The organism is Janthinobacterium sp. SUN100 (genome assembly GCF_030397705.1).
GTDB classification, from domain to species: Bacteria; Pseudomonadota; Gammaproteobacteria; order Burkholderiales; family Burkholderiaceae_D; genus Janthinobacterium; species Janthinobacterium kumbetense.
Map to the genome: position 1 here is coordinate 250,110 of NZ_JAPUBU010000005.1, position 26,766 is coordinate 276,875.

The following is a 26,766-nucleotide window of genomic DNA, read 5'->3' on the forward strand; positions in this document are numbered from 1 at the left end:
ATGTAACCTTTCCATTGATGATCAGTGATCCATCAATGAAGTCAAAAAAAAGAGCCTGTTATTTCAAATTTTTTCACTTTATTATGCATGATTTCTAATCATGCATCTTGAAACGAATGATCGCAGTGGTCAGCACGGTTCGTAGAGGCAAATAATTTTCCCCATCGTATCTTCCACGCTTAGAAAACTCGCGTAGGGAGTCTCTACGTAATTGACGAAAAAAGCATTTTCCCCCAGTCGCTCCTTGAGTATGTCAATATTTTTCGTTGGTAAAGTAAATAAATTAATCGTACCACCTTTGCTACCTACGTGATGTGCTTGCTCAATGCTTGAAGGATGGATGAATTCTATTGAGAAATTTTTGTTGGATTCGTGCGCCATCATCAGTCGACGACTGGTACCTGAATCACATTGAATAGTGCTATCCATCGTAATATAAAATCCTAGATTCTCAATGTAAAAATTTTTTGCCTCGTCAAAATTCAGGCAATATATTCCTATATTGATGGTATCTAAAATGGGAGTTTCTTTTCTGGATTCCATGAATGACATTGTAGTAGAGGCCGAATAATTTTTTTTAAATTTCACCATGCTGCTACCCCTTTCAGATTAATCAACTCTTTTCCAAGACATTCCAATTGACGCCATCGCAGATTGAGGAGATGCTGAAGCTGAAATGTTGCCCCACGGAAAATTAAATGAAGAAAATGATTTTTTTATCTCATCAGGATTTTTGCCAAAGACTTCAGAAAGTAATCTGGCTAGGTTGTTCTTATCGGCTATTAGCTGGTTTTCTGTTATGTTGTATCCATATTTTTTTGTGTTTCCTCCATCCCACGATAGCCAAACACTCGTCATGAAATAATTTTCAAAAGTAAAATTTATGCCAAATTCAAATTCATTCAAGCTTCCGCACGTTGATAAATTATGCATATAGGTGTTTGTTTGATTGTTTTCTATTTTGATGTCATTTTCTTCTGCGGTTTTGGTAAATTCATATTCTTTAAGTGGCGCAATTATTATGTTATCTAATAGTAGATAACCATTTTTTGTGTCGAAGGATATTTTTTTCATTTTTTTAAAGATATTATTTTTCCAGTATCAATTAGATTTTTTTTATTTCTATTTTCTAAAAATAATTGCTGCGCACCTCCTGGCCCAAAATTTGGATTGTTTCTTGATATCCCCTCTGCCATGCAAGTATCTTCCTTTAATACATATACATGAAGTTTTGTACGCATGGGGCGAACCCCTTTATGCTTGGAATTATCTGCATGTGCTACCTGTACCGCGTCGTTGAATTTTCTCGCCTCACCGTTTGCCAAAACTGCATCCGCCTTGGAGAAGTAGTTTCCCGGTGCAGGTCCATGTGGATATAAAGTAAATAACACGGTTCCCTTTTTTACGACAACATTAGTATAAATATCTTGACCTAAATATGGATAATTATGCGGACCTTGCCAATTTCTTGCTTCACTAGCCGGATCACGACCTGTACATGCGTTACAAATCGGATTTTTAAGACAATTCTTTGCGTTTTTCGCCAGTCCTAATGGATCAATCCATAAAATCGGGTTTGGCGCGTATTGATAGCTGTTCAGTCCACCAAGCAAGCCAACCGGATCTTGCGTCACATACCGAGCTACATCCGAGTCATAGTAGCGATACCGGTTATAAAACAGTCCCGTCTCTTGATCTTCATACTGCCCCTGAAACCGCAGCGGCTGCTCGATTTCCCCTTCCACATAAAGCAAGCGCCCCCAAGCCTTGTAGCGCCCGCTCCAGACCACGCTCCCTTGCGCATCCGTCAACTCGCGTGGCGTGCCCAGGTGGTCGCAGTGGTAGTGGGTGATGCGGTCGTGTGCTGCCGCGTCGCCGGCTGCTGCCTGGATACCTTGCCATGCCGATACATGATGCGCTTCAATGTCCGCCTGTTCTTGCGCAATGGCTGCCTGTAGTTCGACGTCGTGCCGGGTGGCGGGTAAATCCCACTGCGCGATGCGCGGCAGGTAGACCGCACTTGCCTGGCGGCAGGTTGGCGAACTGATCCTGGCCAGCGGCACGAAGCTGTCCGGCTCGTATAAATATGTGACCGTTTCTTCGTGCCCAAGTTCCTGTGCCAGCGTGTCGCCGTCCCAGACGAAGAATGTGGTGGCGGCGCTAGTGCGTGCGGGCTGGTCTTTGGTGATGTCCTGCCGATTGCTCCAGTGTGCTTCTTCTACCCGCTTGGCGATGCGGCGGCTGAAGGCGTCATAAAAATAGCGGGCGCGGTGGCGCGACTGGCGTTCTGTCCTGGTGGTGTGGCTGAGGCGGTTTTCGGCGTCGTATTCAAGCGCCAGGTCGCTCCACGTCGATTCCCTGCCCGGTGGATGGAAGCGCTTGCCGGTGGCATTGCCTTGCTCGTCGTAGTCGTATTCCGTATCGCCGTAGCGTTGCAGGACGTTGCCGGTAGCGGGCGCAGTGTCGACCAGATTGCCGGCCGGATCGAAGGTGAAGTGTTCGGCCAGGCCCGCTTGCACGGCGGACAGCAACTGGCCGACGGGGTCATAGGCGTAGCTGAGTTTGCCGAGCGGGGCGGCAGCCGTGGAACCCGTTTGGAAAATAGTGGTCAGGTTGCCTTGCGCATCGTAGTCGAAGCGGCGTTCGCGCACAGGGGCGGGCGCATTGGCGCCGCGTGCCAGGGTCAGCTGGGTGAGCCGCGATTGCGGGTCGTACTGGCGCGTGGCCAGCAAGCCGCTGCTGCCCAGCTGCCGCTGCTTTTCCCGGTGCAGCTTGTCGCGCTCCACGTCGACCACGGCCTTGCCTTGCCACAGCACGCCATGCCAGTGGCCGGAGCCGTAGCGCAAGGTATCGATGCGGCGACCGTTCGGCAAGACCGTCTGGATGCGGTTGCCCAGTTCGTCATAGGCATGCGTCATGACAAAGCTGGCGTCCGGTACGCGCGGGGCGTTCGGCAACCGTGCCGTCTCTGGCAAGTCTTGCAGGAAGCAGGCGCTGCGCTCCTCGATCAGCTGGCCCAGCGCATCGTGGACAAAGCGTTGTTCGGCTTGTGGCGCGGACACGGCCGTCAGGCGGCCCAGCGCATCGTAGGCGTAGCGCACCACGCCATCCGCCGTGGCCTTGACTTGCAACAAACCGAGCACGTCGCGCAGCAGCTGCGTGCGCTGGCTGCCGCACTCGGTGGCGGTCAGGTTGCCGGCCTGGTCGTAACTGTACTCGGTGCGCTTGCCATCGAAGCCTGTTTCCGACGTCAGCCAGCCTTCCGCGTGATACGCGAGCCGGTAGCTTTCGCCCTTGGCATTGATCAATTCCGTCAGTTGCAGCGCGCCATCGTAGCGATACTGCAAGGTCTGGCCGATGGCGTCCGTGCGTTCGACGGGCAAGCCCTGGCCGTTGTAGCGGTAGCGCGTCTGCTGATCGGCCGCATCCACGTGCAGGAGCAGATTGCCGTCCTCATCGTAGGCGTATTGCTCCCAAGTTTGATCGGGCGCCGTGAGACGGATCAGCCGGCCCAGCGCGTCATACTCATAGCGGGTGGCATGGCCCAGTGCATCGCGGGCTGTTGCCAGCCGCCCCAGCGCATCGTAGCGGTATTCGCTGGTGTGGCCGGAGCAATCCGTGTAGCTGGTCAGCGAACCCTGGCGGTTGTACTGAAAATATTTGCTGCCGCCCCTGGCGTCGATCAGTTCCACCAGTTGGCCGCGCTCGTCGTAGCGGTAGCGCGTGGCGTGGCCCAGTGCATCCGTGATGCTGACGGGACGGCCTGCCGCGTCGTATTCGCGCAAGGTGGTGTTGCCCAGCGCATCCGTGAAGGCGATAGGTTGATTTCCGGCATCGTAGTCGATGCTGCTGCTGTGTCCCTTGGCATCGGTGCTGCGGGTCAGGTTGCCGGCTGCATCGTAGGCATAGCGCATGGCGGCGCCGTTGGCGTCGATATCGGCCAGCAGCATGCCATCGCGGTCCCATTCGCGCCGGCCCAGCGAGGCAGCCTTGCCATCGATGACGCGACGCACTTCGGTGACTAGCCAGTTGGCGTCGAATGTGTATTCGAGGATGCCGCCGTTTTCCGTGACGCGGCTGGTGTCGTTGTCCACGTAATCGATGCGCGTGTGCTCGCTGCCGTCCTGGGCGAGCGTGGCGATGGCGCGCGCCTGGTAGCTGTTGGCCAAGGAGACGGGGAAACGTTCGTCCAGCTCCGGCTCGCTCAATGGAGAACCGCTCCAGCGGGCGCGCAGCGCATCCAAGCTGATCCAATCGAGTTCGTAGGCAAAGCCTGTGTAGCTGCTGCACGACGTGAGCAAATGGTGACGGTAGGCATAGCTGCGCGTGTCGCCCAGCGCATTCGACTGGCTGACCAGGTTGTGGCGCGGCGCGAAGGGCGCCAGGGTATCGTTCGTCTCGATGGCATAGGCGTAGCGGACGTGGCAGAGGCGGCTGCCGTCTGGCAACACCTCGTCGACTCTTCCGATGTGGATGGCCTTTTCCGACTCCCCGCGCATGGCTTCGAGCACGCAGCCATCGTCGCTGCGCAGGCGCAGCAGCACTTCGCCCGCCTTGGCATCGATCAAGCGGTCGATGCTGATGCCGCGTCCGTCGCGCCCTTCGCTACGCACGAGTGCAAAGCGTTGCGTGGCGACGGGAGCGGTCGGGGCCAGCATGGCGTTGACGCCGTCGTAGCCGTGCGGCAGCCAGCCGCCTTCAGCGTGCGCGTAGCGGTCGACGCTGCCGTCGCGCCATAGCACGGTAAAGGTGTCGGCGCCGTCGCGCGTGAGCGTAAAACCTTCCTTGCGGCTGTCGTGCCGCTGGCCCGGTTCCAGGTGCGGCAGGCGCAGGGCGCGGCCGCTGTCGTCGTGGTAGACGATGCCTGCATCGCACAGCGACAGGCTGGTGGTGTAGGGCGTGGACCAGCGCGCGCCCAGCAAGCCCCCGTCTTCGCATGCGGCGCCGGAACGGTAGCAGCGCGTCCAGGCGATGGGGATGCTGCGTTCGAGCGTGAAATCCGTCTGGTACAGGATTTCCTGGCCCGTGCCGAAATGCACGGGCTTGCGGCCCTTGACGGGTTTTTTCGCGGGCCCGCTATCCTTGGGGCAGCAGTCGGACGGCGGCTCCGATTTCGGTTCTTTCTTGCCACGGCTCTTGCCGTCGTCGCCGCCGTTTTTCGGGGGCGGTTTGTCGAGTTTTGGCGGTGGCTTGTCCGGCTTTTTTCCGACCAGCTTGTCCTTCACCTTGTTGATGGTCGGCGCCGCTTTTTTGCCGAGGAATTTGCTCAGTATTTTTCCACCAGGAATCTTGCTGAACACCGCTGTTTGCAGTAATGTGCCTGCCGCATTCGTGACGATGTCCGAGGCCGTATTGAGTAAATCAGGGGTCTTGCCTGTCAATATGTAATCGGCCGCCTGGTCGAGCACCGTGGCCGATGCATCCATGGCCGTGCCTGTCGCAACGGTCGCCGTGCCGGCCACAGCGCCCGCTGCCGCGCCCGCTTCCATCGCGGCGGCAGCGGGGGCGCCGACTCCCGTTGCCGCAACGCCCAGTCCGGCGACTCCCAGCACGGCGCTGCCTGTCAGCACGGTGCCGCCCACGTCTACCAGATCTTCGGCGGCGCCATGCATTTTCCTGGAGCCATGATCCTTGTAATCTTGTGCCGCTTCCCGTATCGCCGTCTTCAGTTCCTTGAGCACGGGCTTCGCCGCCTCCCCACCCCGTTCATAAATCTTGCCCACGGTATTGCGCGAATTCATCCACACTTCGCGCCCCATCTGCACCAGCTTGGCGCCATTGGCGCGGTGGATGGGACTGGCCACCTTGGTGTCGACCTGCTTGCCGACGGTGCCGCTCTTGATGCCGCCCGCCTTGCCGGCCGCGTCACCCTTGACGGTGGGAATGGTGCTGCGCTGGTGCAGGATGACGGGTTCGCTGTGCGACTTGACGTTGGGCGAGGCGTTCTGTGCTTCCGAGAATTCGCCGATGATGTTGTAGGGAATAGGGGGCGTGCTGGAGCCGACGGGTGTCTTGCAAATGTCAGGGCTGAGGCTGACACAATAGAAGCGCGAGGCCTTGGTGACGGTTTCATTCGTCATGGTTTCTTGCCTTGCCTGGCGGCTTCGCTTAGCGCTTCCTGCGCCTGTTCCAGCAGTTCGATGCGGGCGATCTGCGCCGGCTCCATCACGTGCAGCAGGCGCGACGCGACCTGGCCCGCGTCGGCCGGTACGATGGCGCGCCACACCAGTTCCACGGTGCCTGCCTCGGGATCGACCAGCACCGTATCGATGGCCAGGCGCCGGACGAGCAACTGGTCGTTCTTGTCCGCCAGCAGCAAACACAGCACCTGCCGAGGCAGGGAAAAGCGCAGCACCGTGTTGCCGCGCGGGTCGATGCGGGCCGAGCGATGGTCGTGACGGCACAGATTGGTCAAGGTGAATTGTTCCCGTCCCGCCAGATGCGGGCATTGCTGGTCGGGCGGCGTGCTGTTCCAGTACGCGAAATCGAAGTCCTCCGGCAGGGCGGGGATGTCGGAGGCATCCCATTGATCCTTGACGACGATGTTGCCGGCCAGCGCGCGGCGCGGCAGCCAGCCACGGCCGATAACGGCCAGCCCCGCCGGCGGCGGCAGTTCCTTGCCGCCGGCGCCTTGCCAGAACTGGGCGGCCGTGCACGGCAGCGACGGCTGCGTGATACGGGGCGCGGGCACCTCATCGATATGTTTTCCATCCAGGTACCAGTGCCGCGCGAAACCGCGTCCCAGGGGATTGGCCTGGCAGGAGTCGTGCGCCGCCGCGTTGCAGTCATCGGCCTCGATGCGGCATTGCCCGCCGTACGCGTAGCTGTAGTGCAGCGGCAATTGCAGGAACGCTACCGGTGCAGATAGCTGCCACGGATTGGGCCGCAGCAAGCCCACGGTGGCGATGCGGGCGCAGCCTTGCACCAGGCGCGTGAGGACGGCTTTCTTGCGGAAGGCGCGTTCGCCGCACACTTGCAGGGTCTTGTCGATCAGGGTCTTCTTTTCCGACTGCACCTTCAGGTTGACGAGAAATTGCGGCATCGCCTGGCCGCGCGGCGCGTGCGCCACGCCATTGACGATCACGTCGCAGCGCGGTTTATAGGGCGCGAAGTCGCTTTCCTGCACGGTGCCCGCCTGCGTGTCGTCGTCCAGGTGCAGGTCTTGCGTGGCCAGCGGCGACTGGCGCGCCATGGGCAGCAGGCTGGCCAGGCCGTCCGCGCCGCAGGGGCCAAGCGTGTAGCCCATGCGCGCCACCACCACATGGAAGGCCTCGCCAAACTGGTCGAGCATGTCGAACTGGCTGGCCGCGTGCGGCGTGCGGTTGTCGAACAGCAGGTTGGGAATATCGAAATGGGCTGTGCCGGCGTCGTTCATCGTCAGCCCGGATTGTTGTCGATGTCATCGCCATGGATCTGTACCTTCGATCTGCCGCGGATGATGATTTCATCGGCAACGAGTTCGATGCGACCCGGCGTGATGGTGATGCTGGACGTGCCCACCGTCATCGTGTGCGAGTCGGCGGCCGTGAGTGTGCTGTCGGCGCCGACGATGACGCTTTTCGCCAGGCCGATCTGCTCGGCCTGCGCCAGCACCACGGTGGTGTTCATGGCGCCGATGACGGTGGTCTGGTAGGCGGCGCCGATGGTCAGCACCTTGGCCAGGCCGATGGTTTCGTCCTTGGCCAGGGTCACCCGTTCCGAGCGGTGGCCGTCGATCTGCACCTGCTCGTTGCCGCCCACGTGTTCGCGGCGGTTGTCGCCGATGTCGATGTGTTCGTCATGGTCGACGCGCTCACGGCGGTTGTTGTGCACGGTGATGTCTTCATCGTGGTCCACCGTTTCCGTGCGGTCGCGCTTGACGTGCACGGTTTCATCGCGGTCGACGGTTTTGCGGCGGTCATTGCCCACCCAGTGCGATTCGTCATGCTCGACTTCGATGCGCTGGTCTTTTTCCGCATGCAGCCACAGCTCTTCCGCATCCTTGCGGTCTTCGAAGCGCAAGGCGTTGGCGTGCGCGGTCGAACCTTTCCTTGAGGAACGGCTCAGCATGCCGCTCTGCGTCTTGTTCGCCGGCAGCTCCCACGGCGGCATGTTGCGCGCGTTGTAGACGCAGCCGATGATGAGGGGCATGGCGACGTTACCGTCGAGAAATTGCACGGCCACTTCCATGCCCACCCTGGGCAGGCTGATGTGGCCGAAATTCGGGCCGGCCCAGTTCGATATCACGCGTATCCATGGCGAACTCTTGTCGTCGAAGGTACCCAGGCGGTCCCAGTGGAATTGCACCTTCACGCGCCCGTAGCCGTCCGTGTGGATTTCCTCGCCGGGCGGCCCGACGACGGTGGCCGTCTGCACGCCGTAGATCTTCGGTTCGCGGCTGTGGAAATTGCGGCCGGGGCGCCAGGGGATGGCGCGGGCGATGCAGGTAAAGGTGTTGCTGTAGTGCGAAGTGGCGCCGTGTCCTTGCTGATAGTTGTTGCTGGCGTAGTGGTGCACGGACAGGATCAGGTATTCGCTGGCTGCGTTGTCGAAATGTCCGCCCAGGGTGAACCAGCGTCCCGGTTGCGCCGTGCGATCGTTGCCTTGCGCCTCGAACAGCTGTCCCTGGGCGTCGCGCTCTTCCATGCGGCGCCGGGCCAGCTGTTCTCCATCGTCGATGTTTTTAAAACCGTAGCTGCCCGTGTTTTCATATACTTCCAGCGATGGCACGGCGCCCTGCCGGTTCAGCGAGTCGCGGCTGGCGCGGGCGCTGCGCGGGTTCTTGAAATTGAAGCTGGCTACCGTCATCTGGCTTGGCGCCATGCGCCGCACGGTGCTCCATTGATGCACGCCATCGTCTTCCAGGGAGCCGGCCTGATGCTGGAAGGGGATTTCACTCAGATCACCATCGATGGGCTTGCCGGATGTGCTGTCGTCGGACAGCCACAAGGTGTGGCCGTCAAGGCGGTGTTCGTAGCGGTAGTGCCAGCCCAGCTGTTCCCAGTGGCGGTGCAACAGGTTGTGGTCGCTCTCGTTGTGCTGGCACGTGTAGGTGATGGCGGGATCCGGACCGCCGGCGGCCAGCTTGTAGTCGCGCATCAGGTAATCATCGAAGACCTTGTCCGTCAGCGCCGCCACCGTCAAGCCGTGGAAGGCGACATTGTTTTGGCGCAAGTGCAGGTGCGACAGCCACGGTTCCAGCACCATCTCGTAAAACGCGAAACCGCCGTCCGTGCGCAGGAAGCGAAATTCAAATACGTAGCCATTGAAGTGGCGCAAGGTGCCGTCTTCGCGCACCAGGTCGACGGTCACCATCTTGCCCATCACTTTGTCGAGCGCGATGGCGGCGTCGTCGGACAGCACTTCCACCACATAGGAAAAGTCGCGCGACAGGCTTTCGCTCGCGGCCAGGCTGTTGGCCAGGAACTGGATACCGGCGGGCCCATCGCCCTGCGGAAAGTGCAGGCGCAGCAGGCGCTGGCCCTGCATGTCGCCCGTTATTGCCATCCATGCCGCCGTCGTATCGGGGAACTGGCTCATCGTGCATCGCTTCACGGTAGGGATCGTTGGCCGACTGTAGCAATAGCGAACACAAGCGTTTTGCGCGACCGCAAGGTTCAATCGTTGAATGAGGGCATCAATTGCATTTCGTAGTGCATGTCATCGCGGTGGCGCGGCGCTGCCGTATCGCCGAGGAAACTGTTGCAACCGAGGCCGCCTTGTCGCGCGGCCGTCAGCGCCATTCCCCGCACCTCGCTGGCGCGCAGCACCAGCACGATGTCGTAGCGCACGAGCGGCTGGCCGAACAGCATCAGCATGTGGCGCAGCGCCTGGCTGGCCGGGGCACGGGGCAGGAAGCTGGCGTGCTGCTGCGCCGTGAGCGGGCCGAGGCGCAGGCGCACGGCCAGGTCGGGGCGGCGGCAGCGCGCGCCGACGAGGGCGCGCTGGCCCAGCACGGCGTTCTCCCTGCCCAGCGCCGTTTGTTCGCGCGGCACCAGTACGTCCATGGCGCCCGTCGTCTCGTCGATGTGGCAGGGCACGCCGAAATGGTCGCCGAGAATGCGCGCCATGACGATGGACGAGACGTCGTGTTGCTGGAGCAAGCCGCTGTACAGGCCGGCCGCCGCCTCGTCCTGGCCCGGGCGGCAAGCGGCCAGGGCCAGCAGGCGCGACAGGAAGTCGCCCGCATGGCCGGCTTGTTCGATGCGGTATTTTTGCCAGGCCTGGTAAAACAGGGCGACGGCGCGGCTGGAAAACAGGTCGAGAAAAGCGCGCGGGCCATTCTCGCGTTCGCTATGCTGGTGCGCGGCGATGCGCTCCGAATAGTGGCTGGGCAAGCTGCCCTGGCAACCCAGCAGGCCCATGAAGGCGGGCGTGAGGTGGATGGGCTGGCCCTGACCGGACAGCAGCGCTTGCAGCAGGGCATCGGCATCGGCTATGCCGCCGGTCGTGAGCGCCTCGACCTGGCTGGCGGGAAAGCGCAGCGAGACGCTATTGTCGAAGCGCACGAACTTTGCCAGCGCCGTGTGCTCGTCGACGCCGTGTGCGGCCAGCCACGCCAGCAGCAGGCGCAGTGCCTGGAAGCACTCGAAGCGCTGCGGCGCGTCGAGCAATTGCTGGATCACGCTGGCGTGGCGTCGGCGCTGCGTTCCGGGCATCGCAGGATTTCCTCGCCGCTGCGTTGGGACCGCAGCGTCAGTTGGCTAAAGCAGTTGAGCTGGCTGTTCAGGGCGAAATAGCGCTGCAGCACCTGGGCAAAAATATAGATGCTGCAGCCGACGAAAGCTTGCTCGTCGATGCCCAGGCGGATGGCGATGCCGGGCATCAGCGTGGGAAACGGTACGGTGGGCATCCAAGCGCGCGTGCTGCCGTGCTCAAGCGTGACGATGCCCTGGATCAGGCGCTGCGTGGCGGGCGAGCGGGGCAGGTCGTACAGACTGAGCATTTTCTGGAATTCGCCCAGGCCCGCTTGCGTCAGGCTCGAGTAATTGAGCGACAGGTGCGCAATCAGGCGCCAGTGCGTGTCTGTCAAGAAACGCACGCTGGGCGTGGGCTTGCGCAGGAAGCGCGCGGGGATGCCGTCGGGCACGTCTTCGGCCAGCAGGTCGCCGCCGGGCAAGCCGTAGTGCAACTGCACGGGCAAGTCGCGGTTGCTGCACAGCAGCTGCGTCGAGACGGTGGCGCTGGCCGGGCTGTCCGGGGAGAATTGCGGGTCGATCAGGCTCAGGCGCATTTCATGGCCGGGGCTGATGGCGGCCACGGCTTCGTCGCGGCGCGCCAGCCAGTATTGACCATATTCCTGGCCACGCTCCTGGTCATATTCGGCCTGGGCGCCTTGCAGCGAGGCATACAGCGGCAGGAAGGCGCTCAGGCGATCGCCGGCCTGATCCTTGCGCACCACGGTGACGGCTTCGATGTTGTGGATGTCGTAGGCAAACGCATGCGTGGCATCGGCCACCAAGGCGTAGTCGGGCTCGGTATGCGTGAGGCGAATCGGCACGCCGGACTTGGCAAACAGGTTGACGACGGGCGTGCAGCCGAGCAGCAGGTTGTCGCGGCTGGCGCCGGACAAGAGCCGCGCTTCGTGGCTGTCGCTGCGCACGCCCTTGAGCGGCAGGTGCAAGGTGAATTGGCGGCACTGTTTCGGCAGCAGGGGCGCCAGCAGCGACCATCCGATATCGATGAAGTGAAATTTTTCCGGAAAGGCAAAGTATTCGGTCAGCAGGCGCAGGGCCGGGTGCGAACGGGCGGAAATGGGGATCAGCGCCTCGTCGTCCGCATAGCCGGCCGGCGCCAGCAAGGTGCCATTGACGGCTTGCCACGGCCCGTGTTCGTCCAGCGCCACGTAGGCGCCCGCGCCGTGCAGGAACAGGGCGTCGAGCAGGGCCGCGCGCACGGACGGTTCGCCATCGGCAAACAGGCGCAGGCTGGAAAAGCCGGCCTGATCCAGGTGGTACTGCTCGTTGCTGCTGGTGAACTGAATGCTCAGCAAGGCGCTGGCGCCGGCGGGCAGGCGCAGGCCGGGCGGCGCGTCGAGGAGCGGTGAGAAATGCAGGTGAGAAATGGTCAGCGGCGCCAGGGTTACGTCATACGCGCTGGTGAACTTGCAAGCCACGCCCTGCACGGGCTGCGAGCGCAGCACCGTGCCGCGCGCCACATGCGCAAGCTGGGCCAGCTGGCCGCCGCCCGGCGCTTCGTCGGCGGCGATGCGCACGATGGAGCACGAGGGAAACGGCCGCAGATAGTGCGGATACAGTGTTTCGAGCAGGGAATGGGTAAATTGCGGATAGGCGTCGTCGAGGCGCTTGGCGACCCTGGCCGTGAGCAGGGCGACGGACTGGATCAGGCGCTCGATGTGCGGGTCTTCGCACGTCTCGCCAGCGATCAGCAGGCGCCCGGCCGCCTTCGGATAGCGGCTGGAAAACTCGCGCGTGTACTGGCGGAACAGGCCCAGCTCACGCTCGTAATACGGCAATAGTTGTTCCACGGTCGCGCTCTCCGCCAGCAGGAAAGCTCCATGCTGGCATCAGGCGCGACCGTGTGTGTTGATGCGTAACAATAAATTTTAGAAATGGTACTCCGCGCGTATCATCGGCGTCTTCGCCGTCTGGCCCACGTTGCCCGTGGTGGCGGGCGAGTTGCCGAACTTGTTCTTCCAGTACTGGTATTCCAGGCCCACGCGGAAGGTGTTCTTGGCGCTGCCCAGGGCCGCGCCCACGTCGAACATCACTTGCATGTCGATATTCGTTTCCACCGCCGTCTTGCGCCCCACTTCATCGTTGCCTTTTGAATCGATGAGGTTAAAGAAACCTTCGAACGAGAACAGCGGCGACAGGGGAATGCCCCAGGCGCCCGTCAGCATGGCGTGCGTTTTATACGTGTAGCGGCCCGTCACTTGCGAGATGGGCGGGAAGGCGCCGCTGGGGGCGTTGCTTTCGCGCAGCAACAGCAGGCTGGTGTTGAAGAAGCCGGGCACGTCCCACATCAGGGTGGGGCCGGCCACCAGCATGCGCTTGCGCGAGTTGTAGCCGACGTCATTTTTCGTGTTGACGTCGAAGCCCAGGGTGACGCCGACGCCGCGCACGGGGCCGAACTTGATGTCGCTGCCGCGCACCTTGCCGATGTCGATGGTGTTGCGGTAGACCAGGTACGCCTCTTGCGCGCCGGAGGTTTTACCCAGCGCGCCAGGGTCCTTGCTGTCGGACATGAGGAAATCGAGGTTGACGAAGTTGCTGCCGTATTTGTAGCCGCTGGCGTGCGTGATGGCAAAGATGTTTTTCTTGATGTCGTCCGGATTGAACGGCTCGCGGTAGTCATTGCCGGCGCGCCAGCTCAGCGCGGTATCGCTCCATTCGGCAGCCTGGGCGGTCGCGCCCATGCCCAGGGTGGTAGTGAGGCAGAGCAACAGACACGGTATGGTTTTTGGCACTTTCGGCTCCTGATGGCGGTGTTGGAAAACGGGAAATGAAATAGCAGGGGGCGTAGCCCACATGAAGCGCTGCGATGGGGCATATTGCGCGCCGTTCAATCCATGATGCGAGAAGCGCCGCGTCGGGCGATATGTCTTGGCTGCATACTTACTATCAGTTCTTGCATATAATCATCGCACCTTCTCGCCCTTGCGGGGCAAGGCGGCCGCTGTAAAGCTGATAATTTTTTTCAAAATTGTATACAGGTGTTGTTTTTTTGTGGAAATAGAAATGCGCGCCGCCGCGCCATCCCCCAAGCGTCGCGGATGCCGATACGATAGAGACAACAGCTTGAATTTCTCCACCGGCGACGATGCCGGCGACCTTGCAGCGAGGCACGAAAAAAACAATGACGGCACGCCTGGAATTACTCGATATCAGCAAGCGCTATCCGGCCGTGGTGGCCAATGACGGCATCTGCCTCACCGTCGCGCCCGGACAGATCCACGCCGTGCTCGGCGAAAACGGCGCCGGCAAATCGACCTTGATGAAAATCATCTACGGCGCCGTGCAACCGGATGGCGGCCGCATCCTGTGGAATGGCCGTGAAGTGGAAATTGCCAACCCGTCGGCCGCGCGCGCGCTCGGCATCGCCATGGTGTTCCAGCACTTTTCCCTGTTCGACACTTTGACGGTGGCGGAAAACATCGCCCTCGGCTTGCCGGCCGGTACCAACATGGCGGAGCTGGCGCAGCGCATCGAAGCGACGGCGCGCCAGTACGGCCTGGACCTGGAACCGCAGCGCCACGTGCACACGCTTTCCGTCGGCGAATGCCAGCGCGTGGAAATCGTGCGCGCCTTGCTGGCCAAGCCGCAACTGCTGATCCTCGATGAACCGACGTCCGTGCTGACGCCGGGCGCCGTGGAAAAACTGTTTACCACCTTGCGCCAACTGGCGGCGGAAGGCTGCAGCATCCTGTATATCAGCCACAAGCTCGACGAGATCCGCGCCCTGTGCCATACCTGCACGGTGGTGCGCGCCGGCAAGAACGCGGGCGTGTGCGACCCGTCGCAAGAGTCGGCGGCCAGCCTGTCGCGCATGATGATCGGCGCCGAGCCGCCCGCCGTCACGCGCGTGGCGCGCACGCCGGGCGCTGCCATGCTGAGCGTGCGGCATCTGGATCTGCCGAAGAGCCATCCGTTCGCCACGCAATTGACGGATATCAATTTCGACGTGCGCGCAGGCGAGATCGTCGGCATCGCGGGCGTGTCCGGCAATGGCCAGCAGGAATTGCTGGCGGCCTTGTCTGGCGAGGACATGCGCGCGGCCGCCGGCAGCATCGTGCTGAACGGCACGCCGGCGGGCCGCTTGCCGCCGGGACGCCGGCGCGCCCTGGGTTTCGGCTTCGTGCCGGAGGAAAGGCTGGGACGGGGCGCCGTGCCCGACATGGGGCTGGCCGACAATGTGCTGCTGAGTTTGCAGACGCCCGCCACCATCCGCCACGGCTTCCTGCGCCGTGACGCGATCGCGCAGCGGGCGGCCGCCATCATCGCCCGCTTCCAGGTGAAGGCGGGCGGGCCGCAGGCGCTGGCGCGCAGCCTGTCGGGCGGCAACTTGCAGAAATATATAGTCGGACGCGAAGTCATGCGCGAACCCACCGTGCTGGTGGTGGCGCAGCCGACCTGGGGCGTGGACGTGGGCGCTGCCGCGCAAATCCGCGCCGAATTGCTGGCCTTGCGCGACGCGGGTTGCGCGCTGCTGGTCGTGTCGGAGGAGCTCGATGAATTGTTCGACATCAGCGACCGCCTGCTGGTGATGGCGAAGGGGAAAATTTCACCGTCCGTCGACGTGGGCGAAGCCAGCGTGGCGCAGGTGGGACAATGGATGAGCGGGCTGTGGCCGCAGGAGGCCATCCATGGCTAAGTTCGCCTTGCGGCTGGAAGCCCGTCCCACACCGTCGCGGTTGATGTCGTGGCTGTCGCCCGTGCTGGCCGTGCTGCTCACGGTGCTGTGCGGCGCGCTGTTGTTTCTTGCGCTGGGACACGATCCGCTGGCCGGTCTTGCCGTCTTCTTCGTGGAACCCTTGCGCGACGCGCACGGCTGGTCCGAGCTGGGCATCAAGGTGGCGCCCCTGCTCTTGATCGCCGTGGGCCTGGCCATCTGCTTGCGCGCCAACATCTATAACATCGGCGCGGAAGGGCAGCTGACCCTGGGCGCCATCTGCGGCGGCGCGGCCGCCCTGTACCTCGACGACGGCGTGGGCAGTACCGCCATCATCGGCGTGTCCTTGTTGGCCGGCATGGCGGGCGGCATGGTGTGGGCGGGCCTGGTGGCCTGGCTGCGCGACCGCTACAACGCCAGCGAAATCCTCGTCTCGCTGATGCTGGTCTACATCGCCCAATTGCTGCTCAGTTATCTCGTGTATGGCGTGCTGCGCGACCCGGAAGGGTTTAATTTTCCCCAGTCGAAACTGCTGTCCGACGGCTTGCTGTTGCCGATGGTGATCAGCGACACGCGCTTGCACGTGGGCATCGTGTTTGCCTTGCTGGCCTCGCTGGGCGGCTGGCTGTACTTATCCAGAAGCATTGCCGGCTTCCGCCTGCGCGTGGGCGGCATGGCGCCTGCCGCCGCCCGCTATGCGGGCTTTTCCTCGCGCAAGACCTTGTGGTCGTCCTTGCTGATCTGCGGCGCCCTGTCCGGCCTGGCGGGCGCCTGCGAAGTGCTGGGACCGATGGGGCAGCTGACGCCCACGGTGTCGCCCGGCTACGGCTTTGCCGCCATCATCGTCGCCTTCGTCGGGCGCTTGCATCCCGTGGGCGTGATTTTTTCCAGCTTCGTCATGGCCCTGTTCTATATCGGCGGCGAACTGGCGCAATCGCGCCTGGGCTTGCCCAGCGCGATCACGGGCGTGTTCCAGGGCATCTTGCTGTTCGCCTTGCTCGCTTGCGACGTGCTGATCCAATACAAATTGCGCTGGAGGAAACATGGATAACCTGGCTTTCACCATCGCGCCCCTGATCGCCGCCAGCATCAATGCGGGCACGCCGCTGATGCTGGCCGCCCTCGGTTTATTGGTGAATGAAAAGGCGGGCGTGGTGAACCTGGGCGCGGAAGGCATGATGCTGGTCTCGGCCATCACGGGCTTTGCCGTGGCCGTCAATACAGGCAGTCCCACCCTGGGCTTTCTGGCCGGGGCAGGCGCCAGCATGGTGCTGTCGGGCTTCTTTGCCTGGCTGACCGTATGGCTGGGCACGAACCAGTATGCGACGGGCCTGGCTTTATCTTTGTTCGGCGCGGGCGCGTCCACGTACATCGGCTTGAAATATGTGGGCAACAGCTTGCAGAACGGTCGCTTCGGCATCCCTTACCTGGAAGACATTCCCGTGCTGGGACCGGCCCTGTTCCGCCAGCATGCCATGGTGTATCTGTCCTTGCTGTTGTGCGTGGCCATCGCCTGGTTCCTGTACCGCACGCGGGCGGGCCTCGTGCTGCGCGCCGTGGGCGAGTCGCCCGCTTCCGCGCATGCGCTCGGCTACCCCGTGCGGCGCATCCGCCTGGCGGCCGTGCTGTTCGGCGGCGCCTGCTGCGGCCTGGCCGGTGCTTTTTTGTCGCTCGTCTACACGCCCCTGTGGGTCGAGGGCATGGTGGCGGGGCGGGGCTGGATCGCGCTGGCGCTGACCACCTTTGCCACCTGGCGACCGGCGCGCGTGGTGGGCGGTGCCTACCTGTTCGGCGGCATCACGATATTGACCTTCCACGCGCAGGCGCTGGGCGTGCCCATCGCGTCGCAACTGCTGTCGATGCTGCCCTACCTGGCGGCCATCGTCGTGCTCGTGCTCATTTCCAGCAATGCCAATTACATCAAGCTCAACATGCCCGCTTCGTTGGGGAAAAATTTCAATCCCGGAAATTAATCACTCACCACAAGGAAAACCATGTCCAAGAAACTAGTATGCGCCGCCGTTTGCAGTGCTGTTTTGATGCCCGTCATGGCCGCCGCTCCCGCGACGGCGCCGCTGAATGTCGGCTTCGTGTATATCAGCCCCATCGGCGACGCGGGCTGGACCACCCAGCATGACCTGGCCCGCAAGGAAATGGAAAAGGCGCTGGGCAGCAAGATCACCACCAAGTATGTGGAAAACGTGCCGGAGAGCGCCGATGCGGAACGGGTGATCCGCGACCTGGCGCAAACGGGCAGCAAGCTCGTCATCACGACTTCGTTCGGCTACATGAATCCCACCTTGAAAGTGGCGAAGCAATTTCCTAATGTGAAGTTCATCCACCTGACTGGCTACAAGACCGCCGTCAACGTGGCCAACACGAATGCGCGTTTTTATGAAGGCCGCTACCTGGCAGGCGTGTTGGCGGGCAAGATGAGCAAGACCCATGTGGCTGGTTATGTGGCGGCGTTCCCGATCCCCGAAGTGTTGCAGGGAGTGAACGCTTTCACGCGCGGCATGCGCAGCGTCGACCCCAAGGCGGAAGTGAAAGTGGTGTGGGTGAATAGCTGGTTCGACCCGGGCAAGGAGCGCGACGCGGCCATCACGCTGATCGGCCAGGGCGCCGACGTGGTCACCCACCACACGGACTCGACCGCCGTGGTGCAGGCGGCGGAAGAGAAGGGCAAGTATGCGATCGCCTACCACTCGGACATGAAAAAGTACGGTCCGAAGGCGCAACTGGCCGCCGTCACCCACCATTGGGGCGACTACTATACGAAGCAGGCGCAAGCCGTGCTGGACGGCACGTGGAAGTCCAGCAGCACCTGGGGCGGCATCAAGGATGGCATGGTCAAGCTGGAAGGCATCAACGCCGCCGTGCCCGCCGACGTGAAACAGTTTGTATTGGCGCGCGAGAAAGACTTGGTAGCTGGCAAGCTCAATCCTTTCAGCGCGCCGATCAAGGATAACGATGGCAAAGTGCGCCTGGACAAAGGCGTGCTGGACGATGCAGCGCTGACGAAGATGGATTATTTTGTCGAAGGCGTGGCAGGGAAAGTTTCCGGAAAGTAATAGGTTTGAGTATAAACTTGCTGTAATATTGCCGGAAACGGGAGCAGGGCCGGGGATACATGCGCGTTCCCGGCCCACCCACAGAGCAGAGCTTGAACAAGCCCGTACCGGAGATTGACCCATGGATAGACTGGAAGTATTCAAGATTATCGCGCTGCAAGCGAGCAAGGGCGAGCTGACGTTCCCCGCCAACGTCAAGGCCACCTTGAAGCTGCAGGAAGCGCTGGACGACCCCGATTGCCATATCGAAGCGGCCGCCCGCATGGTCATGGCCGAGCCGTTGTTGTCGGCCAGGGTCGTGGCCTTGGCCAACTCGGCCGCCTACAACCGTTCCGGCAATGAAATCGCCAACGTGCGCGCGGCTGTCTCGCGCCTGGGCTTTGCCACCTTGAAATCGATGGTGGCGTCCGTCATCGTGCGCCAGCTGGGCAGCCAGATCACGGACCCGCAATTGCGCGCCAAGGCGGCCAAGCTGTGGGAACACACGGCCCACGTGGCCGCGCTGAGCCAGGTGATCGCGCGGAAAGTCACGCATGTCGATGTGGAAACGGCCATGTTCGCCGCCATCGTGCACGAAGTGGGCGGCTTTTATCTGCTGTCGCGCGCCGAGGAATATCCTGGTTTGCTGGACGACAATACGGAAGACTGGATCGAATACGGCGAAAAGCTGATCGGCCGCGGCGTGCTGCGCCAGCTGCAAGTGCCGGACATGGTCTTGCAGGCCGTGGAAGGCATGTGGCATGGCGGCAGCCCGTTCCCGCCCCGCACCCTGGGCGCGACCCTGGTGCTGGCCAACGATCTGTCGCCTGTCGGCTCGCCCCTGCATCCGCCGGAAAGCGCCGCGCGGCGCCAGGCGGCCGCGAAGATCGATTTCGGCATCGGCGGCAGCACCTTGCACACCATCCTCGACGAATCGGCCGAGGAAATCGAATCGCTGGCGGCGGCCTTGCTCGTGTAATTGCTGGTCTGACGCAGCTTCCATCGCCCATCCCCGCCCTTGCCGCGGGGATTTTTTTCGTCCGCATTTTGATCCATCTTTCCCCATGGCATACAATCGCCGGCTCGGCCATCCGCCGGACCGCTTTCCTCCTCTTACCCAAAGGATATTATGCAGAAGCTGTTTTCTTCCCTCGCCCTGACTGCGCTGGCGTTTTCCGCCCAAGCCGCCAGTGGTTTGCCCATCGTGCAGGAAGCGCCCCTGCGCGCCCACCTGGCCTTCCTGTCCAACGATTTGCTGGAAGGCCGGGGCACGGGCCAGCGCGGCGCCGACCTGACGGTGGCTTACCTGGAAACCCAGGCGCAGATGGCCGGGTTGAAACCCGTGCGCGGCAACAGCTACCGCCAGAGCGTGCAAATTGCCGGCGTGAAATCCCTGCCGCAAGAGAGCAGCCTGCAAGCCGTGGCGGGCGGCAAGGCCGTGCCGCTGGCGTTCGGCCCGGACTGGGTGTGGGCCACGGGCGACTCCGTTGCCGCGCATACCTTCGATGCGCCGCTCGTGTTCGTCGGCTACGGCATCACGGCGCCGGAAGAAGGCTGGAACGATTTCAAGGGTGTCGATGTCAAAAACAAGATCGTCGTCATGATGGTCAACGACCCGCAACCGACCGCGCTTGATCCGAACCGTTTCGCCGGCAAGGCGCTGACCTATTACGGCCGCTGGACGTACAAATTCGAGGAAGCCAGGCGCCAGGGCGCCGCGGGCGTGTTGCTGATCCACACGAAACCGTCCGCCTCGTATGACTGGAGCGTGGTGCAGAACAGCTGGAGCGGCAGCGAGCGCTTCCAATTGGCGGACCGCACTGCCGGCACGCCGCTGCAGGGCTGGATCGCGGAAGACGCGGCGCGCCGTCTGTTTGCGGCTGGCGGGCAGGACCTGGACGCCTTGCGCGCGCAGGCGGAAAACAAGGACTTCAAGGCCGTCGCGCTGAACGCCAAACTGTCGGGCGAAATGAAATCGGCCGTGCGCAAGGTGGAGCAATTCAATATCGCCGGCATGGTGCCGGGCACGGACCCGAAACTGAAGGATGAAGCCGTCATCTACAGCGGCCACTGGGACCACCTGGGCAAGCAGGGCAAGGATGACGAAAAAGCGGGCGACACCATCTACAACGGCGCCGTCGACAATGCGTCGGGCACGGCCGGCTTGCTGGCCATGGCGCAGGAAGCCGTCAAGCAACCCGCGAAGCGCACGCAGATTTTCCTGTGGGTGGCGGCCGAAGAACAGGGGCTGCTGGGCAGCGCCGCCTACGCGGCCGACCCGCTGTGGCCTTTGGACAAGACGGCGGCCGCGCTGAACCTGGACAGCTTGAATTTCGTGGGCGCCACGCGCGACATCGGCGCGCAGGGCAGCGAGCGCACGGAATTGGGCGCGATCGCCGCCACGGTGGCGAAAGCCATGGGCATGCATATCGCGGCAGCCCGTCCCGACCTGGCGGGCGGTTATTTCCGCAGCGACCATTTCAGTTTTGCCAAGGCGGGCGTGCCCGCGTTTTCCATCAATGGCGGACGCGAGTACATCAAGGATGTCGAGGCATCGAAAGTCAAGGCGGCCGCCTACGGTCCCCGCTACCATCAGGTCACCGATGAGTACGACGCCAGCTGGGATTTGTCCGGCATGACGCAGCAGGCGCAATTTACGCTGAACCTGGGGCAAGCCGTGGCAAATGGCGCGAAGATGCCGGCCTGGAAGGCGGGCGATGCGTTCGGCAAGGCGCGCGCGCCGGCGAAATAGGGACGTAAAAAAACCGCTCGGCCGAGCGGTTTTTTTTCGCGCTGGTTCAGGTGGCGCTTGCCCGTTCCAGCCTGCGCTGCGTGTGGCGATACTTGCTCCACACCAGCAGCATCAGCAGCGGCATGGCGCCGCCCACCATGCACAGGGCGGGCCAGCCGCCGGCGGCAAAGCTGGCGCTGGCCAGGGCCGAACCGGCCGAGGCGCCGATGAAGCCGCCCGCGATGAAGACGGTGGTGACCCTTGCCCGCGCATGCGGCGCCAGTTTATAGATGATGGACTGGTGCGTTACCTGCAGGCCCATCACGCCCATGTCCAGCAGGACGATGCCGATCAACAACAGCACCAGCGAATGGGCGCCAAAGCCGATCAAGGCCCAGCCTGCGATCGAGGCGACGGCCAGCAGCCAGGTGGCCTGGCGCGCATAGCCGCGGTCGGCCATGCGGCCTGCCGTGTTGGCCGCAAAGGCGCCCGTGGCGCCGGCCAGGCCGAACAGGCCGATCTGCATTTCCGAGTAGTGATACGGCGCGCCGCTGAGCAAGAAGGTCAGCCCTGTCCAGAACACGCTGAAGGTGCCCAGGCCCAGACCCGAGAACAGGGCGCGCTGGCGCAGCAGCGGTTCCTGGCGGATGATGTCGGCCAGCGAGGCCATCAATTTTCCGTATTGCAGCTTGCCGCGTGGCGCCTCGTTCGGCAGGATGCGGCGCAGCATGACGAGCAGGGCGGCCACGACGATGGCGGCCAGCACGTAGACGGTGCGCCAGCCGCCGCTGATCTGCGACACCGTGCCGGACACGGTACGCGCCAGCAAGATGCCCAGCAACAAGCCCGTCATGACGGTGCCCACCATGCGGCCCCGGCTGTGATCCGGCGCATACGACGCCACCATGGCCGTGACCACCATCAATGCGCTGGACGTGATCCCCATCAAGACGCTGGCGATGGCAAAGACGATAATATTCTGGCTGGTAGCGGCCAACAGCAGGGCGCCGATCTTGGCGATCAGCATCCACGTCAGCAACTGACGGCGGTTCAGCACGTCGCTGAGGGGCACGAGGAATACGATGCCCAGCACGTAGCCGATCTGCGTGGCCGTGACCAGGTAACCGGCTTGCGGCACGCTGACGCCAAACGAGGCGGCCAGCATGGACGTGAGCGGCTGCACGTAATACAGGCTGGCGACGAGCACGCCGGCGGACAGGGCGAATAACAGGATGCGGGTGGAGCTCAGCAGGGTGCTGGCATCGACGGAAGAGCTTGCAGATTTCATGCGGTACAGCTTTCTTGGAATAATGCTTTTGGATGAGCATGATAGCGGGGCTGCACATTTCCTGCCGGGCAGGGCCGATTTTGCGGCAGTGGGTAGACAAGACGGCAGGCAAAACGGCAGCTAAACACGCCAGGCAAAAAAATCCCGGCGATCGTTGCCGACGGCCGGGAAAAGGGTATAGGGGGATATACCGGGGGAGAGTTAAAACTTAACGAGCGCTCGCCAGCTCCGCATGCACCTGCGCCGTGATTTCATACGAGCGCAGCCGGTGCTGGTGGTCGAAGATCTGCGAAGTGATCATCAGCTCGTCGGCGCCCGTTTCGGCGATGAAGGCGGCCATCTTCGCCTTGACGGTGTCCGGCGCGCCGATGGCCGTGCACGACAGGACGGAATCGAGCATGGCGCGTTCCTGCGGACCCAATTGCTCCAGATAACCGGGCACGGGCGGCTGCAGGCGCGACGGGCGGCCCGTGCGCAGGTTGACGAACGCTTGCTGCATCGACGTGGCGCGCAGGTGCGCTTGCTCATCCGTGTCGGCGGCAAACACGTTAAAGCCCAGCATCACGTATGGTTTCGCCAATTGTTTTGACGGCTTGAAGTGTTCGCGGTAATACGCCACGGCTTGCATCATCATCTGCGGCGCGAAGTGCGAGGCGAATGCGTACGGCAAGCCAAGGTGGGCGGCCAGCTGGGCGCCGAACAGGCTGGACCCGAGTATCCACACGGGCACTTTCGCGCCCTTGCCGGGTACGGCCAGCACGCGCTGGCGCGGCTCGTCGGACATGTAGTCGATCAATTCCAGCACGTCTTGCGGAAACTGTTCCGCATCGGATTGCAGGTCGCGGCGCAGGGCGCGCGCCGTCGTCTGGTCGGAGCCGGGCGCGCGGCCCAGGCCCAGGTCGATGCGGCCTGGATGCAGCGCTTCCAGGGTGCCGAACTGTTCCGCGATGACCAGCGGCGAGTGGTTCGGCAGCATCACGCCGCCCGCACCCACGCGGATGCTGGTCGTGCCGGCCGCCACATGGGCGATCACGACGGCCGTGGCGGCGCTGGCGATGCCGGGCATGCCGTGGTGTTCGGCCAGCCAGTAGCGGTTGTAGCCCCAGCGTTCGCCGTGCTGCGCCAGGTCGAGCGTGTTCTTGAACGACTGGCTGGCGTCGCTGCCTTCGGCGATGGGGGCCAGGTCGAGTATGGAAAATGGAATCATGGTAGCGATATCGGGACGTGGTGGAAAATCACAATGGACGATTTGTCTATCCCCTGACCCCAGTAGGGTCGGCCTTGGAAGCGGCAGGGATGACAGGCTGTGCACATGATAATGCGAATCGGGAATTTGCGTACTGATCGGTAAAAAACTCGTATCGATTGGAAATCGGCGCGGGCGATGCTAGAGTTGGCCTCCCCACTTTATGCGTCCCGCCATGTTCAAGAAACCCATCCTGCTGACTTTGATGAGCCTGCTGCTGCAGCCCTCCGTTCACGCCGCGCCCGTCAGCCAGCAGGCGCAGGACACGGCCCGCTACGCGCTGGCCACCTATCCGGAACCGCTGATCGCCAGCCTGGCGAAGATGATCAGCTACAACACGGTGGCCGACCCGGCCGTGCCCTTTGCCGACAATCCACAGCACACGGGCTTCAAGCGCTACCTGGCGGCCGAGGCGCAGCGCCTGGGATTCGATTTCCAGGATCACGGCCACGTGCTCATCATCGGTATGGGCAGTGGCAGCGAACGGGTGGGCGTGATCACGCATGGCGACGTGCAGCCTGTGAACCCCGCGAAATGGGCCCGTTCGCCGTTCGAGCTGGACCGCAGCAGCGAACCGGGCAAGCTGCTGGGACGGGGCACGGAAGACGACAAGGGGCCCATCGCCACGGCCCTGTACGCGATGAAAGCCATCCAGGACAAGCAGGTGCCGCTGAGCAAGCGCATCGAGCTGTACGTGTACATGGCCGAGGAATCGGACTGGGAACCGCTGAAACAGTTCCTGAAAACGCATACGCCGCCGCAGGTCAACATCACCATCGATGCGGAATACCCGGTGGTGACGGCCGAGAAGGGCTACGGTTCCATCAAGCTGACCCTGCCGCCGCGCACGGCCTTGCCGGCCAAGGGCGGACCCGTGCTGGCGAAGCTGGCGGGCGGCTTTTTCGGCAGCCAGATCCCGGAAGACGCACAAGCCGTGATCGACCACGCGCCAGCAGCGCTGGAAGCGGCCATCCGCGCCCGCGCGCAGGGCCAGCAGGGCGTGCGCTACAGCTACGCGCGCACTGGCGATACCTTGACGGTAACGGCGCTGGGCGTGTCGGCCCACTCGTCGAAGCCGGAAGACGGCGTCAACGCCATCAGCATGCTGGCCGACGCGCTGGCCGTGCAGCCCTGGCAGGGCACGCAGGCGGCCGACATGCTGTCGTTCCTGAATGAACTGGTGGGCACCGGCATCTACGGCGAGCGCTTCGGCCAGATCGCTTACCGCGACGGCTTCATGGGGCCGATGACGGTAGCGCCCACCGTGCTCAAGCAAGATGGCGGCGCGCTGGAACTGAACATCAACCTGCGCCGTCCGCAAGGCAAGACGGCGGCCGTGCTGCAGCAGCAGGTGACGGCCGCCTTCGATGGCTGGAAGGCGCGGCGCCAGGTGCCCGCTACCCTGCAGGTGCAGATCGGCGAACCGTGGCTGCAGACGGACGCGCCGCAGATTCCCACCCTGCTGTCCGTGTTCGGGCACTACACGGGCATCGCGCATCCGCAACCGGTCGCCATCGGCGGCGGCACCAATTCGCGCCTGTTCCCGAACGCCGTCAGCTTCGGCCCGGCCATGCCGCACACCGTGTACACGGGGCATTCCGAACACGAGTTCATCACGGAAAAACAGCTGCTGCTGAATCTGCAGATGTACACGGCTGTCCTGATCGAGCTGGCGAAATAGCGGCTTGCAAAAACAGAGGGAAGTCATAGACTGCAAGCCTGAGACGCATCCGGGCACTGAACTTTTGATGGGGGCGCCGGTCTTACGTTTCCATGTAGGAAGGGAGCAGCTATGCATGCACAACAGGAGACCCGGCTGGCGCCAGGCAGGGCAGGTGGCGTGGCGCCGCGCCGGCGCCCGCACGAGGGGCGGTCATGAACTGGCCGCTGGAACTGGAAGTGGCGCACAAGCTGGCGCAGATGCGGGGCTGGCTGGAAGACCAGCGTGCCGGCGCCGTGCGCCTGCGCGGCGGGGACTGGTTTGCGTGGGCCACGGCGGGCGCGTCGAACAGCCACTACCATACCGCCGAGTGCGGCTGCGCGGAAGTGCTGGTGACGCGCGACGCCGCCTATATCTTGACGGACGAAGCCGAAGCCATGCGCATGCGCGAGGAAGAGGTGCGCGGGCCATGGACGTGGCAAGTGTCGCCCTGGATGCAGCCGCAGCTGTATGAATTGCGCGAGCATTTCGTGCAGCATGCGGCCGGTGGCGCGCCGGTCCTGTCCGACCGGCCGGGTTTGCACGAACGCAGCCTGCCCGTGGCCTTGCGCGAAGAGCGCCTGGTGCTGCTGGAATCGGAACAGCTGCGCTACCGGCAGGTGGGGCAGCTGGCTGCCCGCGCGGCCGCGGATGCGTTGCGCCAGGCCCGCCCCGACTGGAGCGAGCTGGAACTGGCTGCCGCCTGCGCGCGGGCGTTGTGGCTGCGGGGCTTGCAGGCCGTGCACGTGCTGGTCAGCGGGGCGGAGCGTCAACAGCGTTACCGGCGCGCACCGCCAGCCCAGGTGGAGCTGGGCCCGCAAGCCGTGCTGGCCTTGTGCGCGCGGCGTTTCGGCCTGTGCGCTAGCCTCAGCCGTCAACGGCGCTTCGGCCCGGCGCAGCATCGTGCCGATGGCGCGGCGGTCGTCATGGACGATGCCGATGCGGCCATGCTGGCGCTGGAAGCGGTGGCGCTCGACGCTTGCGAAACGGGTCATGCGCTGAGCATGGTGTATCACGCGCTCGACAGCGCCTACGCGTATGCAGGCCAGCCCGACACGGTGCGCACCAGCCGGCAGGGCGGCATCCACGGCTACCTGGCGCCCGAAGTGGCGGCCGGCGCGCACACGGAAATCATCCTCAAGCGGGGCATGGCGCTGGCCTTCCACCCCAGCCTGCCCGGCAGTACGGTGGAAGACACGTTTTTGCTCGACGGCAGCCAATTGCACAACCTGACGCATGACCCGGCCTGGCCCTCGGCCCTGGTGCAGGGGCGCAGCCGGCCGCTGACCCTGGCCTTGGCTTGAAAATGATAACTGCGTGGCAACTGCGTGCCAAATGCGTATCAAGTGCGTGCCAAATGCGTGCCAAATGCGGCCAGGCGTGAAGAAAATCGGCCAGCGCCGGCCAGCGTTGATATCGATC

18 protein-coding genes are annotated in these 26,766 nt (G+C 62.8%); 8 read left to right on the plus strand and 10 right to left on the minus strand.

Annotated features, from left to right (window positions below; translation table 11 throughout):
- Window positions 1-129 precede the first annotated feature (129 nt).
- The 8 genes from O0881_RS23990 to O0881_RS24025 all read right to left on the minus strand — a co-directional run bounded on the left by O0881_RS23990 (window position 130) and on the right by O0881_RS24025 (window position 13,357).
- Window positions 130-591, minus strand: coding sequence for a hypothetical protein (locus O0881_RS23990; protein WP_289913358.1), 462 nt, complete (start codon window positions 589-591; stop codon window positions 130-132).
- An 18-nt stretch (window positions 592-609) separates the two neighbouring features.
- Complete coding sequence (locus tag O0881_RS23995) at window positions 610-1,074, minus strand: hypothetical protein (RefSeq protein ID WP_289913360.1); 465 nt, start codon at window positions 1,072-1,074, stop codon at window positions 610-612.
- The gene (locus O0881_RS24000) at window positions 1,071-6,080 is read right to left on the minus strand and encodes a PAAR-like domain-containing protein (protein WP_289913361.1); all 5,010 of its coding nucleotides are present in this window, start codon (window positions 6,078-6,080) and stop codon (window positions 1,071-1,073) included. The genes O0881_RS23995 and O0881_RS24000 overlap by 4 nt, the downstream gene beginning before the upstream one ends.
- Entirely contained in the window at window positions 6,077-7,375 is a 1,299-nt protein-coding gene (locus O0881_RS24005; RefSeq protein ID WP_289913362.1) for a DUF2169 domain-containing protein, read from the minus strand. Before O0881_RS24005 ends, O0881_RS24000 begins: the two co-directional genes overlap by 4 nt.
- Before the next feature lie 2 nt (window positions 7,376-7,377).
- A complete protein-coding gene (gene tssI, locus O0881_RS24010) occupies window positions 7,378-9,519 on the minus strand; it encodes a type VI secretion system tip protein TssI/VgrG (RefSeq protein ID WP_289913363.1) in 2,142 nt (713 codons plus the stop codon).
- A 77-nt stretch (window positions 9,520-9,596) separates the two neighbouring features.
- Window positions 9,597-10,637: a type VI secretion system baseplate subunit TssG gene (gene tssG / locus O0881_RS24015; protein WP_289913364.1), complete on the minus strand. Its 1,041-nt coding sequence runs from the start codon at window positions 10,635-10,637 to the stop codon at window positions 9,597-9,599.
- Entirely contained in the window at window positions 10,601-12,466 is a 1,866-nt protein-coding gene (gene tssF / locus O0881_RS24020; RefSeq protein ID WP_289913365.1) for a type VI secretion system baseplate subunit TssF, read from the minus strand. Before tssF ends, tssG begins: the two co-directional genes overlap by 37 nt.
- A gap of 78 nt (window positions 12,467-12,544) precedes the next feature.
- On the minus strand, window positions 12,545-13,357 hold the full coding sequence (locus O0881_RS24025) for an outer envelope protein (protein ID WP_081922859.1): 813 nt from the start codon (window positions 13,355-13,357) through the stop codon (window positions 12,545-12,547).
- A 440-nt stretch (window positions 13,358-13,797) separates the two neighbouring features.
- Here O0881_RS24025 and O0881_RS24030 point away from each other — a divergent pair, with 440 nt between their 5' ends.
- The 6 genes from O0881_RS24030 (at window position 13,798) to O0881_RS24055 (ending at window position 21,132) form a co-directional block, all read left to right on the plus strand.
- Window positions 13,798-15,312, plus strand: a complete 1,515-nt coding sequence (locus O0881_RS24030) for an ABC transporter ATP-binding protein (protein ID WP_289913366.1) — start codon at window positions 13,798-13,800, stop codon at window positions 15,310-15,312.
- A complete protein-coding gene (locus O0881_RS24035) occupies window positions 15,305-16,381 on the plus strand; it encodes an ABC transporter permease (protein WP_289913368.1) in 1,077 nt (358 codons plus the stop codon). The genes O0881_RS24030 and O0881_RS24035 overlap by 8 nt, the downstream gene beginning before the upstream one ends.
- Window positions 16,374-17,303 carry an ABC transporter permease gene (locus O0881_RS24040; RefSeq protein WP_289906291.1) on the plus strand — a complete coding sequence of 310 codons (930 nt, stop codon included), beginning with the start codon at window positions 16,374-16,376 and terminating at the stop codon, window positions 17,301-17,303. Before O0881_RS24035 ends, O0881_RS24040 begins: the two co-directional genes overlap by 8 nt.
- A 21-nt stretch (window positions 17,304-17,324) precedes the next feature.
- Window positions 17,325-18,401: a BMP family ABC transporter substrate-binding protein gene (locus O0881_RS24045; RefSeq protein WP_099665240.1), complete on the plus strand. Its 1,077-nt coding sequence runs from the start codon at window positions 17,325-17,327 to the stop codon at window positions 18,399-18,401.
- A 121-nt stretch (window positions 18,402-18,522) separates the two neighbouring features.
- Entirely contained in the window at window positions 18,523-19,359 is an 837-nt protein-coding gene (locus O0881_RS24050; RefSeq protein ID WP_077400451.1) for an HDOD domain-containing protein, read from the plus strand.
- 150 nt (window positions 19,360-19,509) lie between these two features.
- The gene (locus O0881_RS24055; protein WP_289913369.1) at window positions 19,510-21,132 is read left to right on the plus strand and encodes a M28 family peptidase; all 1,623 of its coding nucleotides are present in this window, start codon (window positions 19,510-19,512) and stop codon (window positions 21,130-21,132) included.
- A gap of 46 nt (window positions 21,133-21,178) precedes the next feature.
- On the opposite strand, the gene O0881_RS24060 is transcribed toward O0881_RS24055, so the two are convergent.
- Together O0881_RS24060 and O0881_RS24065 are read right to left on the minus strand one after the other, a co-directional pair.
- On the minus strand, window positions 21,179-22,399 hold the full coding sequence (locus tag O0881_RS24060; protein ID WP_251349868.1) for an MFS transporter: 1,221 nt from the start codon (window positions 22,397-22,399) through the stop codon (window positions 21,179-21,181).
- A 208-nt stretch (window positions 22,400-22,607) separates the two neighbouring features.
- On the minus strand, window positions 22,608-23,606 hold the full coding sequence (locus tag O0881_RS24065; RefSeq protein WP_289913370.1) for an LLM class flavin-dependent oxidoreductase: 999 nt from the start codon (window positions 23,604-23,606) through the stop codon (window positions 22,608-22,610).
- A 214-nt stretch (window positions 23,607-23,820) separates the two neighbouring features.
- On the opposite strand from O0881_RS24065, the gene O0881_RS24070 reads away from it, so the two are divergent.
- Together O0881_RS24070 and O0881_RS24075 are read left to right on the plus strand one after the other, a co-directional pair.
- Window positions 23,821-25,326, plus strand: a complete 1,506-nt coding sequence (locus O0881_RS24070; protein ID WP_289913371.1) for a dipeptidase — start codon at window positions 23,821-23,823, stop codon at window positions 25,324-25,326.
- A gap of 194 nt (window positions 25,327-25,520) precedes the next feature.
- Window positions 25,521-26,648, plus strand: coding sequence for a M24 family metallopeptidase (locus tag O0881_RS24075; protein WP_099665235.1), 1,128 nt, complete (start codon window positions 25,521-25,523; stop codon window positions 26,646-26,648).
- The last annotated feature ends 118 nt before the right edge of the window (window positions 26,649-26,766 follow it).

Excerpts from the sequence above, each read along its gene's own strand:
- O0881_RS23990 (WP_289913358.1), bottom strand. The coding sequence starts at position 591 with ATGGTGAAATTTAAAAAAAATTATTCGGCCTCTACTACAATGTCATTC.
- O0881_RS23995 (WP_289913360.1), bottom strand. The coding sequence starts at position 1,074 with ATGAAAAAAATATCCTTCGACACAAAAAATGGTTATCTACTATTAGAT.
- O0881_RS24000 (WP_289913361.1), bottom strand. The coding sequence starts at position 6,080 with ATGACGAATGAAACCGTCACCAAGGCCTCGCGCTTCTATTGTGTCAGC.
- O0881_RS24005 (WP_289913362.1), bottom strand. The coding sequence starts at position 7,375 with ATGAACGACGCCGGCACAGCCCATTTCGATATTCCCAACCTGCTGTTC.
- tssI (WP_289913363.1), bottom strand. The coding sequence starts at position 9,519 with ATGAGCCAGTTCCCCGATACGACGGCGGCATGGATGGCAATAACGGGC.
- tssG (WP_289913364.1), bottom strand. The coding sequence starts at position 10,637 with ATGCCCGGAACGCAGCGCCGACGCCACGCCAGCGTGATCCAGCAATTG.
- O0881_RS24025 (WP_081922859.1), bottom strand. The coding sequence starts at position 13,357 with ATGGGCGCGACCGCCCAGGCTGCCGAATGGAGCGATACCGCGCTGAGC.
- O0881_RS24030 (WP_289913366.1), top strand. The coding sequence starts at position 13,798 with ATGACGGCACGCCTGGAATTACTCGATATCAGCAAGCGCTATCCGGCC.
- O0881_RS24035 (WP_289913368.1), top strand. The coding sequence starts at position 15,305 with ATGGCTAAGTTCGCCTTGCGGCTGGAAGCCCGTCCCACACCGTCGCGG.
- O0881_RS24040 (WP_289906291.1), top strand. The coding sequence starts at position 16,374 with ATGGATAACCTGGCTTTCACCATCGCGCCCCTGATCGCCGCCAGCATC.
- O0881_RS24045 (WP_099665240.1), top strand. The coding sequence starts at position 17,325 with ATGTCCAAGAAACTAGTATGCGCCGCCGTTTGCAGTGCTGTTTTGATG.
- O0881_RS24050 (WP_077400451.1), top strand. The coding sequence starts at position 18,523 with ATGGATAGACTGGAAGTATTCAAGATTATCGCGCTGCAAGCGAGCAAG.
- O0881_RS24055 (WP_289913369.1), top strand. The coding sequence starts at position 19,510 with ATGCAGAAGCTGTTTTCTTCCCTCGCCCTGACTGCGCTGGCGTTTTCC.
- O0881_RS24060 (WP_251349868.1), bottom strand. The coding sequence starts at position 22,399 with ATGAAATCTGCAAGCTCTTCCGTCGATGCCAGCACCCTGCTGAGCTCC.
- O0881_RS24065 (WP_289913370.1), bottom strand. The coding sequence starts at position 23,606 with ATGATTCCATTTTCCATACTCGACCTGGCCCCCATCGCCGAAGGCAGC.
- O0881_RS24070 (WP_289913371.1), top strand. The coding sequence starts at position 23,821 with ATGTTCAAGAAACCCATCCTGCTGACTTTGATGAGCCTGCTGCTGCAG.
- O0881_RS24075 (WP_099665235.1), top strand. The coding sequence starts at position 25,521 with ATGAACTGGCCGCTGGAACTGGAAGTGGCGCACAAGCTGGCGCAGATG.